Source organism: Hydrogenophaga sp. (assembly GCF_050182545.1).
Lineage (GTDB): Bacteria > Pseudomonadota > Gammaproteobacteria > Burkholderiales > Burkholderiaceae_C > Hydrogenophaga.
On the sequence record NZ_JBFXCD010000006.1, the window covers coordinates 20,531 to 35,533 of the forward strand.

The following is a 15,003-nucleotide window of genomic DNA, read 5'->3' on the forward strand; positions in this document are numbered from 1 at the left end:
CTGCGCGCGCCGCAGGACCGAAGTTCTTCCAACCTGCATCCATGAAAAAACTTCCCTACGAAGGCATCCGCGTCGTCGAATTCACCCACATGGTCATGGGCCCCACCTGCGGCATGGTGCTGGCCGACCTGGGGGCCGAGGTCATCAAGGTCGAACCGCCCGCGGGCGACAACACGCGCCGCCTGCTCGGCTCGGGCGCGGGCTTCTACCCGCTGTTCAACCGCAACAAGAAAAGCCTGGTGCTGGACCTGCAGACGCCCGAAGGCCGGGAAGCGGTGCTCAAGCTCATCGCCACCGCCGACGTCGTGAGCGAGAACTTCAAGCCCGAAACCATGCGCAAGCAGGGCCTGGACTACGCCAGCCTGAAGCAGATCAACCCGCGCCTGATCTACGTCAGCCACAAGGGCTTTCTGCCCGGGCCGTACGACCACCGCACCGCGCTGGACGAGGTCGTGCAGATGATGGGCGGCCTGGCCTACATGACCGGGCGCCCGGGCGACCCGCTGCGCGCCGGTTCGTCGGTGAACGACATCATGGGCGGCCTGTTCGGCGCCATCGGCGTGATGGCCGCGCTCCGCGCGCGCGAACAGACCGGCGAAGGCTGCGAAGTGCAGAGCTCGCTGTTCGAGAACAACGTGTTCCTGGTGGCGCAGCACATGATGCAGTTCGCCGTCACCGGAAAACCCGCCGCGCCCATGCCCGAGCGCATCTCGTCCTGGGGCATCTACGACGTGTTCCAGGTGGCGGGGGGCGAGCAGATCTTTCTGGCCGTGGTGAGCGACACGCAGTGGGCCATCTTCTGCGACGCCTTCGGTTACCAGGACCTGCGCGACGACCCGCGCCTGCTGGGCAACAACAACCGCGTGCGTTGCCGCGACTGGCTCATCCCGCTGCTGCGTGAACGCCTGGCGCTGCAGACGGCGGCCGATCTGGCGGGGCTGTTCGAGCGCCACGGCCTGCCGTTCGCACCCATCACCAAGCCGCACGAGCTGCTGGACGACCCGCACCTGCGCGCCACCGGCGGGCTGGCGCCCATCACCCTGCCGGACGGCGACACCGCCGGCCAGACCGCGCAGACCGTGCTGCTGCCGCTGGCGCTGGACGGCCAGCGCCTGGGCGTGCGGCGCAGTCCGCCCCGGCTGGGCGAACACAGCGCGCCGTTGCTCGCCGAGCTGGGCTACGGCCCCGAAGACGCGCTGCGTCTGGCGAAAACCGTGGCGAAAGCAGCCTGAAAAGTCATCAATCCTGGCAAATCTGACATTGATCCACCACGGTTCGTGGGGTAATCTGCCCCGGTGGACAAACTCAAGCAGCTGGAAACCTTTGTGGCCGTGGCCACGCGCGGCAGCCTGACGGCCGCCGCCCGGGCCGAGGGCGTGGCCCCGGCCATCATCGGGCGCCGGCTCGACGCCCTTGAAGCCCGCCTGGGCGTCAAGCTCATGGTGCGCACCACGCGGCGCATCACCCTCACGCACGAAGGCAGCGCCTTCCTGGAGGACTGCCAGCGCCTGCTGGTGGACATGGCCAACGCCGAAGCCAGCGTGAGCGCGGGCGGCGTGAAAGCCAGTGGTCACTTGCGCATCACCGCGCCGGCCGGCTTCGGGCGCCGCCACGTGGCGCCGCTGGTGCCGCGCTTTCGCGAGCTGCACCCGGAGGTGACGATCTCGCTCAACCTGAGCGACCGCGTGGTCGACGTGGCCGGCGAGGCCTACGACTGCGCGGTGCGCGTGGGCGACCTGCCCGACTCGTCCCTGGTGAGCGTGCGCCTGGCCGACAACCGCCGCCTGTGTGTGGCCACGCCGAAGTACCTGCAGCAGCACGGTCGCCCGCAGGTGCCCGCCGACCTGACCCGCTTCGACTGCCTGGCGCTGTCCAGCGACGCGTCCCAGACCCGCGGCTGGGCCTTCTCCATGCCCACCGCCGACGGCGGCGAGCCGGAGATCGTGCACATGCGCCCCGGCGGCCCGCTGGACTGCACCGACGGCCAGGTATTGCGTGAGTGGTGCCTGGCCGGCTACGGCATCGCCTGGCGCAGCACCTGGGAGGTGGAGGCCGACATCGCCGCCGGCAAGCTCGAGAGCGTGCTCGACGACTACGCCGCGCCGCCCAACGGCGTCTACGCGCTGTTCCCGCAGCGCAAGCACCTGGCCCTGCGGGTGCGCCTGTGGATCGATTTCCTCAAGCACGAGTACGCCCGGCCGGATTTCTGGAAAACCTGAGCCCGGACGGCGCGGGGGGCCGCCGCCGCGCCCGATCTGGGCCCCGGAAGCCCGTTTATTCCCCGCATTGCGAAAACGCCCTTCATTCAAGATCGTTGCGCAGCCGTCGATCTAGCGTGATCGAGGTCACCGTTCCCGTCTTCAATCCGGAAAGCATTTTCATGAAACTCAATGACATCAAGGTCGGCAGCCGCCTGGGCGTGGCGTTCGGACTCATCCTGATCATCACCGCCCTGATGGCGGGCATCGGCGTCTGGCGCCTGCAGGAGCTGGCCCACACCACGCGCCAGCTGGCCACGATCGACAACGAGAAGCTGCAGCTGGCGGTGCAGTGGCGCCAGACCATCGACCTCAACTGGATCCGCACACGCGCCGCGGTGCTCGACTCCGACACCAGCCGCATGCCGATGTGGCAGGCCGACATGGACAAGACGTCCCAGCTCACGCTGGCCTCGCGCACGCGCCTGATCGAGCTCGTGCAGAGCGATGAAGGCAAGCGCATGATCGGCGTGATCGACGCGGCGCGCGAGGCCTACCGCACGCCACGCGCCAACCTGCTCAAGGCGCGCCTGGCTGGCGACGATGTGAGCGCCGCGCTGGAGCGCGACCTCAAGCCGCTGTCCGAGGCCTACCTCAAGGCCGTGCACGACCTGGAGAAGCGCCAGAAAGACCTGTACGACCTGTCGCTGAAAGACGCCGAAGACAAGGCAGCGCAAGGCCGCACGATCCTGATTGCCGGCGGCGTGCTGGCCCTGCTGCTGGGCGCGGGCGCGGCCTTCGTGCTGGCGCGCTCCATCACGGTGCCGCTGCGCCAGGCTGCCGAAGGCGCACGCTTCATCGCCGACGGCGACCTCACGCAACCCATCCACAGCGAAGGGCGCGACGAAGCCGCCGAGCTGCTGCAGGCCCTCCAGGGCATGCAGGCCAGCCTGGTCCGCGTGGTGGCCGGCGTGCGCGGCAACGCCGAAGGCGTGGCCTCGGCCAGCACACAGATCGCCCAGGGCAACAACGACCTGTCCGCGCGCACCGAACAGCAGGCCAGCGCGCTGGAGGAAACCGCCGCCAGCATGGAAGAGCTCAGCTCCACCGTGCGGCAGAACGCGGACAACGCCCAGCAGGCCAACCAGCTCGCCATGAGCGCCTCCACCGTGGCCTCGCAGGGCGGTGAGGTGGTTGCTCGCGTGGTGGACACCATGAAGGGCATCAACGACAGCTCCAAGAAGATCGCCGACATCATCAGCGTGATCGACGGCATCGCCTTCCAGACCAACATCCTGGCGCTGAACGCGGCGGTGGAAGCCGCGCGCGCGGGCGAACAGGGCCGAGGCTTCGCGGTGGTGGCCGGCGAGGTGCGCAACCTGGCGCAGCGCAGCGCGCAGGCGGCCAAGGAGATCAAGGAACTCATCACCGCCAGCGTGGAGCGCGTGGCCGAAGGCACGACCCTGGTCGATCAGGCCGGTGTGACGATGACCGAGGTGGTGAGTTCGATCCGTCGGGTGACGGACATCATGGGCGAGATCAGCGCGGCCAGCGTGGAGCAGAGCTCGGGCGTGGCGCAGGTGGGCGAGGCGGTCACGCAGATGGACCAGGCCACGCAGCAGAACGCGGCGCTGGTGGAAGAAAGCTCCGCCGCCGCCGCGAGCCTGAAGACGCAGGCCGCCGAGCTGGTGCAGGCCGTGGCCGTGTTCAAGCTCGCCCGGGGCTGAATCGCCCCGGCGTGATCACCGCGGCGGCTACAGCGTGTAGTCGCCGCTGGCCTCCGGCTGGAACAGCAGGGAGGCAATTTCCGCCGTGCAGGCATCGCCATTGGGCGTGCGCCAGCGCGCCGTGGCGCCAACCCGCCGGCCCAGCAGGCTCGCGCCCACCGGTGAGAGCACGGAGATGAAACCCAGGTGTGGCTCGGCATCGCCGGGGTAGCACAGCGTGAGCTTTCGGCGCTGCCCGGAGGCGGCGTCCTCGACCAGAACCTGCGAGTACATCGTGACCACGTCGGGTGGCACCTCGCGCGGCGGGACCAGGTCCAGGGTGTCGAGCGCGTCGGCCAGTTCGGGCGGCAGGGCTTGCCCCTCGCGGAGCTTGTTCAGGCGGGAGAAATCGAGTTCGGTGAGCAGGCGCTCGGCATCGGAAGCAATGTGGTGCATGGGGCACTCCAGAAAGTGTGGCGGCCGCGCGAAGGAGCGACGGCCACGGCAGCGCAGGGCTTGGGGCCCGGCGATGGTGGAGTTGCGCAAAAAGGGGGGGAGGGGTATCGCCGGGCTCAGGAAAGTGCGGCCGGCTGGCGCAGTCCCGCCGGGCCCGTCATTCGCGCGCGAACGGGCGCCACGCCGCCGGCCACGAAGGGCAGGAGCGCGGTCTGGCGGCGGTGGAGGGTGGGGCGGGAGGCCATGGCGCGATTGTAGGAGGCCCCTGAATAGCGGGACGGCGTGCCGCGCAATGCCCTTCGGTCTTCAGGTGCGTTCGCGCGGGTCACCGGCGGGCGCGCCGCGCAGCGACAGCCAGCCGAACACGGCGCCCACCACCGCCCCGGCCAGCACGTCCAGGAACACGTGCTGGCGCACCGCCATCGTGGACCAGACGATCACCAGGCATTGCAGCGCACTCAGCCAGGGCACCCAGGCCGGCGCGCGAACCTGCCGCAGGATGTGCCGCAGCCACATCGCCGAGTACACCGCCGACGCCACGTGCAGCGAGGGAAGGGCGTTGCCCGAGGCGTCCAGGCCCTTCATGAACGCCAGTTGCGGGTGGTTCGCCCAGTCGATGTCGGGCACCGGGGTCTGGGTCGGAAACACCCAGAACAGCGCCAGGCAGAGCACGCACATGGCCGCCGTCCACAGGCCGTAGCGCACCAGCTCGCGCAGTTGCAGCAGCAGCGCCGACGGCAGCGACACGTACACCCAGAGCGACACATAGGCGTAGAAGGCCGCCGGCACGAACGCGACGAGGTCGTCCACCCAGACCGTTGGCACCATCAGCGGCGGCTTCTGCGGGTTGTGCAGCACCCAGAAGTAGCCCATGAAGAACAGCACCATGAAGGCCATCGTGCCGAAGGCTTTCAGGTACCACAGCGTGACGAAGCGCGTCAGGAGCAGCCGGTGCCAGGGGCGATCGGAGGGGGATGGCATGGTGTGGGGGGTATGGCATCGACCGTCGGAAACGGTGGCCGGGATTAATGTACGGCATGGGTGCCACGAGCCCCCCCGGGGCATGCGGGGATGGGGCGCTTTGTATAATCTGTCGCCCTGCGAAGAGTGGGCGGCGTGTGCCCGTCCAAGGCCGCATCCGACATACGAAAGACGGTCTTTGCTTCGGAGGAGTTTCCCCATGTTCGTTGTTCTGCCCCGGTTCGCGTCCAGGCCGCGCGGCGCCGGCCTCACCCTTGGGCGTGCCTCATGAGCTCCACCGACCTGATCCGCACTTTTCTCTCCGACCGCCTGGGCGTCGCGCCCGAACAGGTGGAGCCCGGCGCGCTGCTGGCCGATCTCGGGGTGGACTCGTTGATGCTGGCCGAACTGATGTTCGAGGCCGAGGACCGCATGGGCATCGAAATCCCGTCCGACATGGCGCCCCCGAAAACCGTCGCCGACATGCAGGCGGTGATCGACTCGCTGGCGGCCCTCAAGACCGGCTGAGCCATGCGCGCTCACCGCGTCGCGATCACCGGTCTCGGGGTGATCAGCCCCTACGGTGGCAACGACACAGACTTCTTCGAACGCCTGCTGGCCGGCGAATCGGCGGTGCGCCACCTGCTCACCGACGACGTGCCGCGCCCGCTGTCGGTGCCCGCCGTGGGCTGCACCGGCTTCGACCCGGAGGCCCTGCTCGGCAAACCCCTGGCGCTGATGATGGAGCGCTTCGCACAACTGGGTACGGCCGCGGCCTTCCTGGCCTGGGCGCAGGCGGGCCTGCCGCGCCAGCCCGAGGCGGGCGACGAAACCCGCGAGGACTGGGGCTGCATCTGGGGCACGGCGCTGGGCGGCGTGGCGGTGCACGAGCGCGGCCACCGCGACATGTGGCTCAAGGGCCGTGAACGACTGTCGCCCTTGTCGGTCGTACAGGGCATGAACAACGCGGTGAACGCACACATTTCGATACAGCTGGGCCTGGGTGGCGTGAGCACCAGCCACACGGCGGCCTGCGCCTCCTCGGGCATCGCCATCGGCGAAGCCTTCCGGCGCGTGCGCAGTGGAGAGGCGGCGGTCATGGTCACCGGCGGTTCGGACGTCTGCCAGTCGTACGGCGTGGTGCGCGCCTGGGAGGCCATGCGCGTGATGGCCCCCGGCGACGCGCAGACCGCCCCCTCAGCCTGCCGGCCCTTTGCCGCCGACCGGGCCGGCCTGGTGCTGGGCGAAGGCGGCGCGGCCCTGGTGCTGGAGGCCTGGGACCACGCCGTCGCGCGCGGCGCGACCATCCAGGGTGAAGTCGTCGGCTTTGGCACCAGTTGCGATCACAGCCACCTGGTCCGGCCGCACCGCGAAGGCCAGGTGCGCGCCCTGCGCGCCGCGCTGGCCGACGCGGGCCTTGCGCCCGCCGACATCGATTACGTCAACGCCCATGGAACCGCCACCACCGAGGGCGACCCGGTGGAGATATCCGCCCTGCGCGAGGTGTTCGGCGACGGCGCGCCGGGGCTGGCCGTGAGCGCCACCAAGTCCATGCACGGCCACCTGCTCGGTGCCTGCGGTGCCGTCGAGGCGGTGGTGACCGCGCTGGCGCTGCGCGAGCAGGCCGTGCCGCCCACGGCCCACCTGGCCGGCCGCATCGATCCCGCCTGCGAAGGCGTGGACCATGTGCTGCAGGGCCGGCGCGGCGTGCCGCTGCGCGCCGCGTTGTCCAATTCGTTTGCCTTTGGTGGCAGCAACGCCGTGCTGGCGCTGCGCGCGCCACCGGCCCGCTGAAGGCCCCGGGCCTCCCGTTTTCCTCCTGAATGAATGCCATGACCGAACCCGTTTCCCCCGCCACCGTCGACGCCCTCGTCCCTGAAGTGGTCGCGCTGATCATCGAAGCCCTCAACATGGAACTCGAACCCGGCGAGGTGGACCCAGACGGCCCCCTGTATGGCGAGGGCATGGGGCTGGACTCGATCGACATGCTCGAAATCTCGCTCGTCATCTCCAAGCGCTACGGCTTCCAGATGCGCTCGGACAACGAGGACAACGAGAAAATCTTCGCCTCCCCGCGCGCCCTGACGGCCTACATTGCCAGCCAGCGCACGCAGTAACCTGATGAACCTTCCCTCGGTGCTGCGGGACCTCGGCGTGCTGCTCCTCATGCTGGCCTGGGTGGTTGCCGCGCACGTGGGCAGCACCGGGTGGGGCAACGCCGATTTCAACGCCGCCGTCGCCGTGCTGCCGATCATGGCCGCCGTGCTCATGGCGCTGTGGCGGCTGCCGCAATGGGTGTGGCGCGTGGTCGGTGTGCTCGCGCTCGCCACCGCGCTGGCCTGGCTGTGGCCGCGGTTGCGGCTCAACGTGGCGCTGATGTATTACCTGCAGCACCTGGGCATCCACGTGGCCCTGGGCGTGTACTTCGGCAAGTCGCTGCTCGGCCCGGGCGAGCCGCTCATCACCCGGATGGCGCGGCGCATCTTTTCCCACGAGTTGTCGGAACGCAAGCTGCGCTACACGCGCGGCGTCACCCTGGCCTGGACGCTGTTCTTCTTCACCAACGCGCTGGTGTCCACCCTGCTCTTCATCTGGGCACCGCCCGCCATCTGGTCGGTGCACGCCAACCTGCTGACCGGCCCGCTGATCGGCCTGATGTTCGTCATCGAGCACATCTGCCGCCTGTTCCTGCTGCCGCCGCACGAGCGCCCGGGCATTGCGGACGTGGTGCGGGCGTACAAGCGCGAATCGGCGCAATCTGGTCGCGGCGCGGGTCCGTCGCGGCCATGAGCGCCACCTCGCCCCTGATCAGCGCGCGCGCGCTCGACGACGTGTTCGCCTGGCGCGCGCAAGGCCCGGTGACGGTGCGCGGTTTCCTGGGCGACGCGCACGCGCTCGCCGCGCGGCTGCCGCCCGGCGGCTGGCTGCTCAACATGTGCGAGGACCGCTACCTCTTCGCGGTCGGATTCGCTGCCGGCCTGATCGCGGGCAAGGTCAGCCTGCAACCCTCGTCGCAGTCGCCCGAAACCCTGCAGCGCCTTGCGGCCGACCACCCCGGCGTGTGCTGGCTGGGCGAACGCGCCGACACCGTGCCCGGCCTGCCCGGCACCGTGTTCCCCGACCTCGCCTCGCTGCCGCGCCCGGCCGCGGTCGGCATGCCGCAGGTCGACGACGCGCGCGTGGTGGCGATCCTCTTCACCTCGGGCTCCACCGGCCTGCCGCAGCCGCACCGCAAGACCTGGGGCAGGCTGGTGCGCAACGGGCGCGCCGAATCGCGTGCGCTGGGCCTGCTGGAGCGGCCGATGGCCATCGTCGGCACCGTGCCCGCGCAGCACAGCTACGGTTTCGAGTCCACCTTCCTGCTGGCGCTGCACGGCGGCTGCAGTTTCGCCGCCGGCAAGCCGTTCTATCCGCAGGACATCGTGGCCGCGCTGCAGGCCGTGCCGCGCCCGCGCATGCTGGTCACCACGCCCTTCCACCTCTCGACGCTGCTCGCCTCGGGACTGGCGGTGCCTCCGATGGACCTGATCCTCTCGGCCACCGCGCCACTCGGCCCCGAGCTCGCGCACCGCGCCGAGGCGCACTGCGGCGCGCCGGTGCACGAAATCTACGGCTCCACCGAATCGTCCGCGCTGGCCAGCCGCCGCACGCTCGACGGCGCGGCCTGGCAGCTGATGGGGGAGGCGCGGCTCGACCATGAGGGCGACACCACCTACGCCAGCGGCGGCCATGTGGAGGGGCGCGTGCCGCTGGCCGATGTGATCGAGTCCCGCGCCGACGGCAGCTTTCTGCTGCACGGCCGCCACGCCGACCTGATCAACATTGCTGGCAAGCGCACCTCGCTGGCCTACCTCAACCACCAGATCGGTGCTGTGCCCGGCGTGGTGGACGCGGCTTTCTTCCTGCCCGACGAGGCCGGTCACGACGGTGTGACGCGCCTGTGCGCCTTCGTGGTCGCGCCCACGCTGGATGCGCGCACGCTCATGGCCGCGCTGCGCCAGCGGCTGGACGCGATCTTCCTGCCGCGCCCGCTGGTGCTGCTCGACGCCCTGCCGCGCAACAGCACCGGCAAGCTGCCGCGCACCGCGCTGCAGGCGCTGCATGCCGAGAAGGTGGGGCCACATGGACACGACTGAAGCCACCTGGGCCGTGCCGGGCGACCACCCCGCGTTCGCCGGCCACTTTCCGTCGCGGCCCATCGTGCCGGGCGTGGTGCTGCTCGATCACGCCCTGCTGCTGGCCGCGCGCATGCGCGGCGCGCCGCACGCGGTGGGCTGGCAGGTCGCGCAGGCCAAGTTCTTCGAGCCGGTCGGGCCCTCGCAGGCGCTGCGCTTCACGCTGCGCACCACGCCGCGCGGCGCCGTGGCATTCAGCGTGCGCCGCGACGGCCGCGAAGTGGCCAGCGGCAGCCTGTTGCCCCCGCCCGCACCATGAGCAACCCGCAGCCGCCCGACTGGATGCGCCAGCAGGAACGCAGCCACCTGGGCGCGCTGCGCGTGATGGTGTGGATCTCGCTGCGCCTGGGGCGGCCGGTCGGGCGGCTGGTGCTGCGCTTCATCGCGCTGTACTTCGTGCTGTTCTCGCGCGGCGCACGGCGCACCGGTCGCGCCTACCTGGAGCGCGTGCTCGGCCGTCCCGCCACCTGGGCCGACGACCACCGCCACGTGATGGCCTTCGCCAGCACGGTGCACGACCGTGTCTACCTGCTCAACGACCGCTTCGACCTGTTCGACATCCGGTTCGTCGGGCAGGAGGCGGTGCAGGCCGCGCTGCAGCGCCAGACCGGCGCGCTGCTGTTCGGCGCCCACCTGGGCAGCTTCGAGGTGCTGCGTGCCATGGCCCACGCGCACGCCCACGTGCCGCTGGCCATGCTCATGTACGAGGAGAACGCGCGCAAGATCAACGCCATCCTGCACGCCATCAACCCGCAGGCGCAGCAGGACGTGGTGCCACTGGGCCATCCGGACTCGATGCTGCGCGCGCGCGACCGGCTCGACGCCGGCTGCCTGGTGGGCTTGCTGGCCGACCGTTCGCTGGCCCACGACAGCACGGCAGAATGCCGGTTCCTGGGCGCGCCGGCGCGCTTTCCGCTCGGGCCCTGGCGCATGGCGGCCATGCTGCGCCGGCCGGTGTTCTTCATGGCCGGCCTGTACCTGGGCGGCAACCGCTACGAACTGCACTTCGAGCCGCTGGCCGACTTCACCCATGTCGAACGCGGCGAGCGCGATGCCGCCATCGCCCGCGCCATGCAGGCCTATGCCGACCGGCTTGGCGACTTCTGCCGCCGCGCGCCCTACAACTGGTTCAACTTCTACGATTTCTGGCAACGTTCATGACGCTTCGACAATTCCTCACCGGCCTGCTGCTCTGCGGCGCCAGCGCCCTGGCGCATGCCGGCTTCGACATCGACCAGCTCATGGCCGAGCTCGCGCGCAACCGCGGCGGCGAGGCCCGCTTCGTCGAGAAGCGCTACCTCGCCGTGCTCGACAAGCCCGTGGTCGCCACCGGCGAGATGCGCTACACCGCGCCCGACCGGCTGGAGAAGCGCACGCTCACGCCCAGGCCTGAAACGGTGGTGCTCGACAAGGACACGCTGACCCTGGAGCGCGACAAGCGCAAGATGAGCATCCGGCTCATCGCGCGCCCGGAGGTGGCCGCCTTCGTCGACAGCATCCGCAGCACGCTGGCGGGCAACCGCGCCTCGCTCGAGCAGAACTACCAGCTCGCGCTCAGCGGGCAAGTCGACAACTGGGTGCTGACCCTGGTGCCGAGCGATGAACGCATTGCGCAACTGCTCAAGCGCATCACGGTCAGCGGGGTGCGCGAACAGGTGCTGGGCATCGACTACCTGCAGGCCGATGGCGACCGCATCGAAATGCGCATCGAGCCGGTGAAGACCCCATGACGCGCGGCGCCCTGCGGGCCCTGCTGGTCTGGCTGGCGGCCATGGCGCTGGGCCTGGTGCTGCTGTTCAACACCCGCTTTTCTGCCGACGTCTCCTTCTTCCTGCCCTCGCGGCCCACGGCGGAGCAGCAGGTCATGGTGGACCAGCTGCGCGAGGGCGCGGTCTCGCGCCTGCTGATGATCGCCATCGCCGGCGGCGACGCCGGCCAGCGCGCCGACGCCTCGCGCGCACTGCGCGCCGCGCTGGCCAGCGACGACAGCCTGGCTTCCGTGCAGAACGGCGAGGCCGGTGCGCTGGAGACCGCGCGAGACTTCCTGCTGGCGCACCGCTACCTGCTCAGCGGCGCCGTCACGCCCGAGCGCTTCAGCGTCGAAGGCCTGCGCAGCGCGGTGAACAACAGCGTGGACCTGCTCAGTTCCTCTGCCGGTCTGTTGTTCAAGCCCTACCTGGCGCGCGACCCCACGGGCGAGCTGGTGGAACTCCTCTCGGGCCTGAACGCGGGCGTGCAGCCCAACGAGCTCGACGGCGTCTGGGCCTCGCGCGACGGCGAGCGCGCCCTGCTGCTGGTGCAGACGCGCGCGCTCGGCTCCGACACCGACGCGCAGGCCGCGGCCATTGCGCTGGTGCGCGAGCGCTTCGCGCAGGCCACGCAGCAGGTCGGCGCGCAGGGGCTCACGCTGGAGCTGTCCGGCCCGGGCATGTTCGCGGTGCAGGCGCGCGCCACCATCCAGGAGGAGGTCATGCGCCTGTCGCTGCTGAGCGCGGTGGGCATTGCGCTGCTGCTGGGCTTCGTCTACCGCCGCGCGCGCCTGCTGCTGCTTACGCTGGTGCCGGTGCTCAGCGGCACGCTGGCCGCCATCGTCGTCGTCGGGCTGGTGCACGGCACGGTGTTCGGCATCACCGTGGGCTTTGGCGCTGCGCTCATCGGCGAGGCGGTGGACTACGCCATCTACTACTTCGTGCAGTCCGGCCGCCTGGGCGTGTCGTCCTGGCGCGAACGCTACTGGCCCACCGTGCGCCTGGGCGTGCTGACCTCGCTGTTCGGCTTCGGCGCGCTGCTGTTCTCGGGCTTTCCCGGCCTGGCGCAGCTCGGGCTGTACGCGCTCACCGGCGTATTCATTGCCGCGCTGGTCACGCGCTACTTGCTGCCGGCGCTGGCCGGCCCGGGCGTGCACCTGGCCGACGGCGCGCGCCAGGGCCGCGTGCTGCGTCCGCTGGTGGCGCGCGCCGGCCTGCTGCGCTGGCCACTGGTGGCGCTGGTGCTGGTGGCGGCGGTCTACCTGTTCCAGCAGCGCCACGACCTGCTCTACCCCAACCTCTCGGCGCTCTCCACGGTCAGCCAGGCCGAGGGCGAGCGCGACGCGCGGCTGCGCGCCGACCTGGGCGCGCCCGATGCGCGCTACATGGCGGTGGTGACCGCCCCCGGGCGCGAAGCCGCGCTGCAGGCCGCCGAACGCGCCGGCGCCGCGCTGCGCCGTCTGGTGGATGAAGGCCTCATCGGTGGCTTTGACAGCCCGGCGCGCTTCCTGCCCAGCGAAGCGGCGCAGAACGCGCGCCGCGCCAGCCTGCCGCCGCCGGATGAGCTCGCCGTCCGCCTGCGCGAGGCCCTCGTCGACGCGCCCATTTCCGCCGAGCGCCTGCAGCCCTTCCTGGACGACGTGCGCGCCGCGCGCGCCTCGGCCAACCTCACGCGCGCCGACCTCGACGGCACCGGCCTCGACCTGGTGGTGGACGCCCTGCTGCAGCAGCGCCCCGCCGGCTGGAGCGTGCTGCTGCCGCTGCGCCCCGCGCCCGACGCGGTGGGCGCCGACATCCCGGTCGACGCGGTGCGCGCCGCGCTGGCCGGCAGCGGCGCCATCTTCATCGACCTCAAGGGCGAATTCGACGCGCTCTACGGCGAATACATCCAGGAAGCGATCCAGCTCTCGGCCGCGGGTTTCGTGGCCATCGTCGTTGCGCTGGCCGTGGCGCTGCGCAGCGCGCGCCGCCTCGTGGGCGTGGTGCTGCCGCTGCTGATGGCGGTGCTGGTGGTGGTGGCCGGCCTGCACGCCAGCGGCGAGCGCCTGCACCTGCTGCATCTGGTGGGCATGCTGCTCACGGTGGCGGTGGGCTCCAACTACGCGCTGTTCTTCGACCGCGTCGGGCGCGGTGAAACACTGGACGACGAGACCCTGCTGTCCATCGGCGTGGCCAGCACCACCACCGCCATCGGCTTCGGCGTGCTGGCTTGGTCGTCGGTGCCGGTGCTGCACGCCATTGGCGTCACGGTCGGCCCCGGGGCGCTGCTGGCGCTGCTGCTCTCGGCGGCCTTCGCCGCGCCGCGAAAGGCCGGCGCATGACGGCCCCGCTGCGCACCGTCGGCACAACGGGCAGCGCGGCGCACCTGCTGGTGATGCTGCCGGGCATGGCCATGCGGCCCGAGGAACTGTTCGAGGCCGGCTTTGCCGACGCCATCGCCCGGCGCGGCCTGCCGCTGGGCCTGCTCGCGCTCGACGTCAGCGGCATCAGCCTGGGCGCGGCCGACACCTGGGACGCGCTGCAGCACCAGATACTGGCCCCCGCGCGCGCGGCGCGCACCAGCGTCTGGCTCGGCGGCATCTCGCTCGGCGGCATGATCGCCATGGCGCACGCGGCCGCGCACCCGGGCGCGGTCGACGGCCTGTGCCTGCTCGCCCCCTACCCGGGCAGTCGGCCGAGCGTGAACGTGATGGACCGCGCCGGTGGCCCTGACCGCTGGCAACCCACGCCGGACGACCTGCGCGACCCCGAACTGCGCGTCTGGCAGTGGCTGCAACGCCCGCCGCCCGGCCTGCCGGTGTTTGTCGGCCACGGCACCGAAGACCGCTTCGCCGCGCGCATCCAGCGCGTGGCCGAACGCTTCGCGCCCGCCGCGCGCCACACCGTGGCCGGTGGCCATGACTGGCGGGCCTGGCGTGCCCTGTGGGAACGCTTCCTCGATGCGGGACACTTCAGCCCATGACACGCCGCTGGACCCCGTCACCCACCCTGCGCGCATCGGCCGCCGTGCACGGCGCGGCGCTGCTGGGCACGTTGGCCGTGCCTGCCGCCTGGCCCTGGGCCGCGGGCGCGCTGCTGGCCAACCACGCGGTGCTGGTGGCTGCGGGCCTGTGGCCCAGCTCGCACCTGCTCGGGCCCAACCTCACGCGCCTGCCCGAGGCGGCGGCGCGCCGGCGCGAGATCGCGCTGACCATCGACGACGGGCCGGACCCGGCGGTCACGCCGCGCGTGCTCGACCTGCTCGACGCCGCGAACGCGCGCGCCAGCTTCTTCTGCATCGGCCGCATCGCCGAGCAGCACCCCGCGCTGTGCCGCGAGATCGTGCAGCGTGGCCACCGCGTGGAGAACCACGGCTTTGCGCACAGCAACGCGTTCTCGCTCTTCGGCCCGGGGCGCATGCGGCGCGACATCGCGCGCGCGCAGGCGGCGCTGGGCGACATCACCGGCCAGGCGCCGCGCTTCTTCCGCGCCACCGCCGGCCTGCGCAACCCCTTCCTCGACCCGGTGCTGCACGGCCTGGGCCTGGAACTGGCCACCTGGACGCGCCGCGCCTACGACACCCGCACCGGCGACCCCGAACGCGTGTTCCACCGCCTGACCGACCGCCTCGGCCCGGGCGACATCGTGCTGCTGCACGACGGCCACGCCGCGCGCACATCAAAGGGCGAGCCCGTGATCCTGGCCGTGTTGCCGCGCCTGCTGCAGACCCTGGCCGAACGCCAGCTGCATCCCGTGACCCTGACGCATGCCATGACCTGAC

Annotated in this window: 16 protein-coding genes; 14 read left to right on the plus strand and 2 right to left on the minus strand. The window is 71.1% G+C overall.

Annotated features, from left to right (window positions below):
- Nucleotides 1–41 precede the first annotated feature (41 nt).
- From AB7P10_RS08200 to AB7P10_RS08210, 3 genes are all read left to right on the plus strand, one after another.
- Nucleotides 42–1,232 (plus strand): CaiB/BaiF CoA transferase family protein, encoded by a 1,191-nt coding sequence (locus AB7P10_RS08200; protein ID WP_428293357.1) that lies wholly within the window; start codon nucleotides 42–44, stop codon nucleotides 1,230–1,232.
- Between the two features lie 63 nt (nucleotides 1,233–1,295).
- Nucleotides 1,296–2,219: a LysR family transcriptional regulator gene (locus AB7P10_RS08205; protein ID WP_428293358.1), complete on the plus strand. Its 924-nt coding sequence runs from the start codon at nucleotides 1,296–1,298 to the stop codon at nucleotides 2,217–2,219.
- Between the two features lie 161 nt (nucleotides 2,220–2,380).
- Entirely contained in the window at nucleotides 2,381–3,925 is a 1,545-nt protein-coding gene (locus AB7P10_RS08210; protein WP_428293359.1) for a methyl-accepting chemotaxis protein, read from the plus strand.
- A 27-nt stretch (nucleotides 3,926–3,952) separates the two neighbouring features.
- On the opposite strand, the gene AB7P10_RS08215 is transcribed toward AB7P10_RS08210, so the two are convergent.
- Both AB7P10_RS08215 and AB7P10_RS08220 read right to left on the minus strand, forming a co-directional pair.
- The gene (locus AB7P10_RS08215; RefSeq protein WP_428293360.1) at nucleotides 3,953–4,360 is read right to left on the minus strand and encodes a GreA/GreB family elongation factor; all 408 of its coding nucleotides are present in this window, start codon (nucleotides 4,358–4,360) and stop codon (nucleotides 3,953–3,955) included.
- 306 nt (nucleotides 4,361–4,666) lie between these two features.
- Nucleotides 4,667–5,341, minus strand: coding sequence for a phosphatase PAP2 family protein (locus tag AB7P10_RS08220; RefSeq protein ID WP_428293361.1), 675 nt, complete (start codon nucleotides 5,339–5,341; stop codon nucleotides 4,667–4,669).
- Nucleotides 5,342–5,608: 267 nt separating this feature from the next.
- Here AB7P10_RS08220 and AB7P10_RS08225 point away from each other — a divergent pair, with 267 nt between their 5' ends.
- Genes AB7P10_RS08225 through AB7P10_RS08275 form a run of 11 tightly spaced genes read left to right on the plus strand, consistent with a single transcriptional unit; the run spans nucleotide 5,609 to nucleotide 15,002 of the window.
- On the plus strand, nucleotides 5,609–5,848 hold the full coding sequence (locus AB7P10_RS08225; RefSeq protein WP_428293362.1) for an acyl carrier protein: 240 nt from the start codon (nucleotides 5,609–5,611) through the stop codon (nucleotides 5,846–5,848).
- A gap of 3 nt (nucleotides 5,849–5,851) precedes the next feature.
- On the plus strand, nucleotides 5,852–7,114 hold the full coding sequence (locus tag AB7P10_RS08230) for a beta-ketoacyl-[acyl-carrier-protein] synthase family protein (protein WP_428293363.1): 1,263 nt from the start codon (nucleotides 5,852–5,854) through the stop codon (nucleotides 7,112–7,114).
- A 38-nt stretch (nucleotides 7,115–7,152) separates the two neighbouring features.
- Nucleotides 7,153–7,437 carry a phosphopantetheine-binding protein gene (locus AB7P10_RS08235; RefSeq protein WP_297657221.1) on the plus strand — a complete coding sequence of 95 codons (285 nt, stop codon included), beginning with the start codon at nucleotides 7,153–7,155 and terminating at the stop codon, nucleotides 7,435–7,437.
- Nucleotides 7,438–7,441: 4 nt separating this feature from the next.
- Nucleotides 7,442–8,110, plus strand: coding sequence for a hypothetical protein (locus AB7P10_RS08240; RefSeq protein WP_428293364.1), 669 nt, complete (start codon nucleotides 7,442–7,444; stop codon nucleotides 8,108–8,110).
- The gene (locus tag AB7P10_RS08245; protein ID WP_428293365.1) at nucleotides 8,107–9,456 is read left to right on the plus strand and encodes an AMP-binding protein; all 1,350 of its coding nucleotides are present in this window, start codon (nucleotides 8,107–8,109) and stop codon (nucleotides 9,454–9,456) included. The genes AB7P10_RS08240 and AB7P10_RS08245 overlap by 4 nt, the downstream gene beginning before the upstream one ends.
- Nucleotides 9,443–9,754: a hypothetical protein gene (locus AB7P10_RS08250; protein WP_428293366.1), complete on the plus strand. Its 312-nt coding sequence runs from the start codon at nucleotides 9,443–9,445 to the stop codon at nucleotides 9,752–9,754. The genes AB7P10_RS08245 and AB7P10_RS08250 overlap by 14 nt, the downstream gene beginning before the upstream one ends.
- Nucleotides 9,751–10,656, plus strand: a complete 906-nt coding sequence (locus AB7P10_RS08255; protein WP_428293367.1) for an acyl-CoA synthetase — start codon at nucleotides 9,751–9,753, stop codon at nucleotides 10,654–10,656. Before AB7P10_RS08250 ends, AB7P10_RS08255 begins: the two co-directional genes overlap by 4 nt.
- On the plus strand, nucleotides 10,653–11,225 hold the full coding sequence (locus tag AB7P10_RS08260) for a LolA family protein (protein WP_428293368.1): 573 nt from the start codon (nucleotides 10,653–10,655) through the stop codon (nucleotides 11,223–11,225). Before AB7P10_RS08255 ends, AB7P10_RS08260 begins: the two co-directional genes overlap by 4 nt.
- Nucleotides 11,222–13,564 carry an MMPL family transporter gene (locus AB7P10_RS08265; protein WP_428293369.1) on the plus strand — a complete coding sequence of 781 codons (2,343 nt, stop codon included), beginning with the start codon at nucleotides 11,222–11,224 and terminating at the stop codon, nucleotides 13,562–13,564. Before AB7P10_RS08260 ends, AB7P10_RS08265 begins: the two co-directional genes overlap by 4 nt.
- On the plus strand, nucleotides 13,561–14,205 hold the full coding sequence (locus tag AB7P10_RS08270; protein ID WP_428293370.1) for an alpha/beta hydrolase-fold protein: 645 nt from the start codon (nucleotides 13,561–13,563) through the stop codon (nucleotides 14,203–14,205). Before AB7P10_RS08265 ends, AB7P10_RS08270 begins: the two co-directional genes overlap by 4 nt.
- Nucleotides 14,202–15,002 (plus strand): polysaccharide deacetylase family protein, encoded by an 801-nt coding sequence (locus tag AB7P10_RS08275; RefSeq protein ID WP_428293371.1) that lies wholly within the window; start codon nucleotides 14,202–14,204, stop codon nucleotides 15,000–15,002. Before AB7P10_RS08270 ends, AB7P10_RS08275 begins: the two co-directional genes overlap by 4 nt.
- Nucleotide 15,003: the final 1 nt, after the last annotated feature.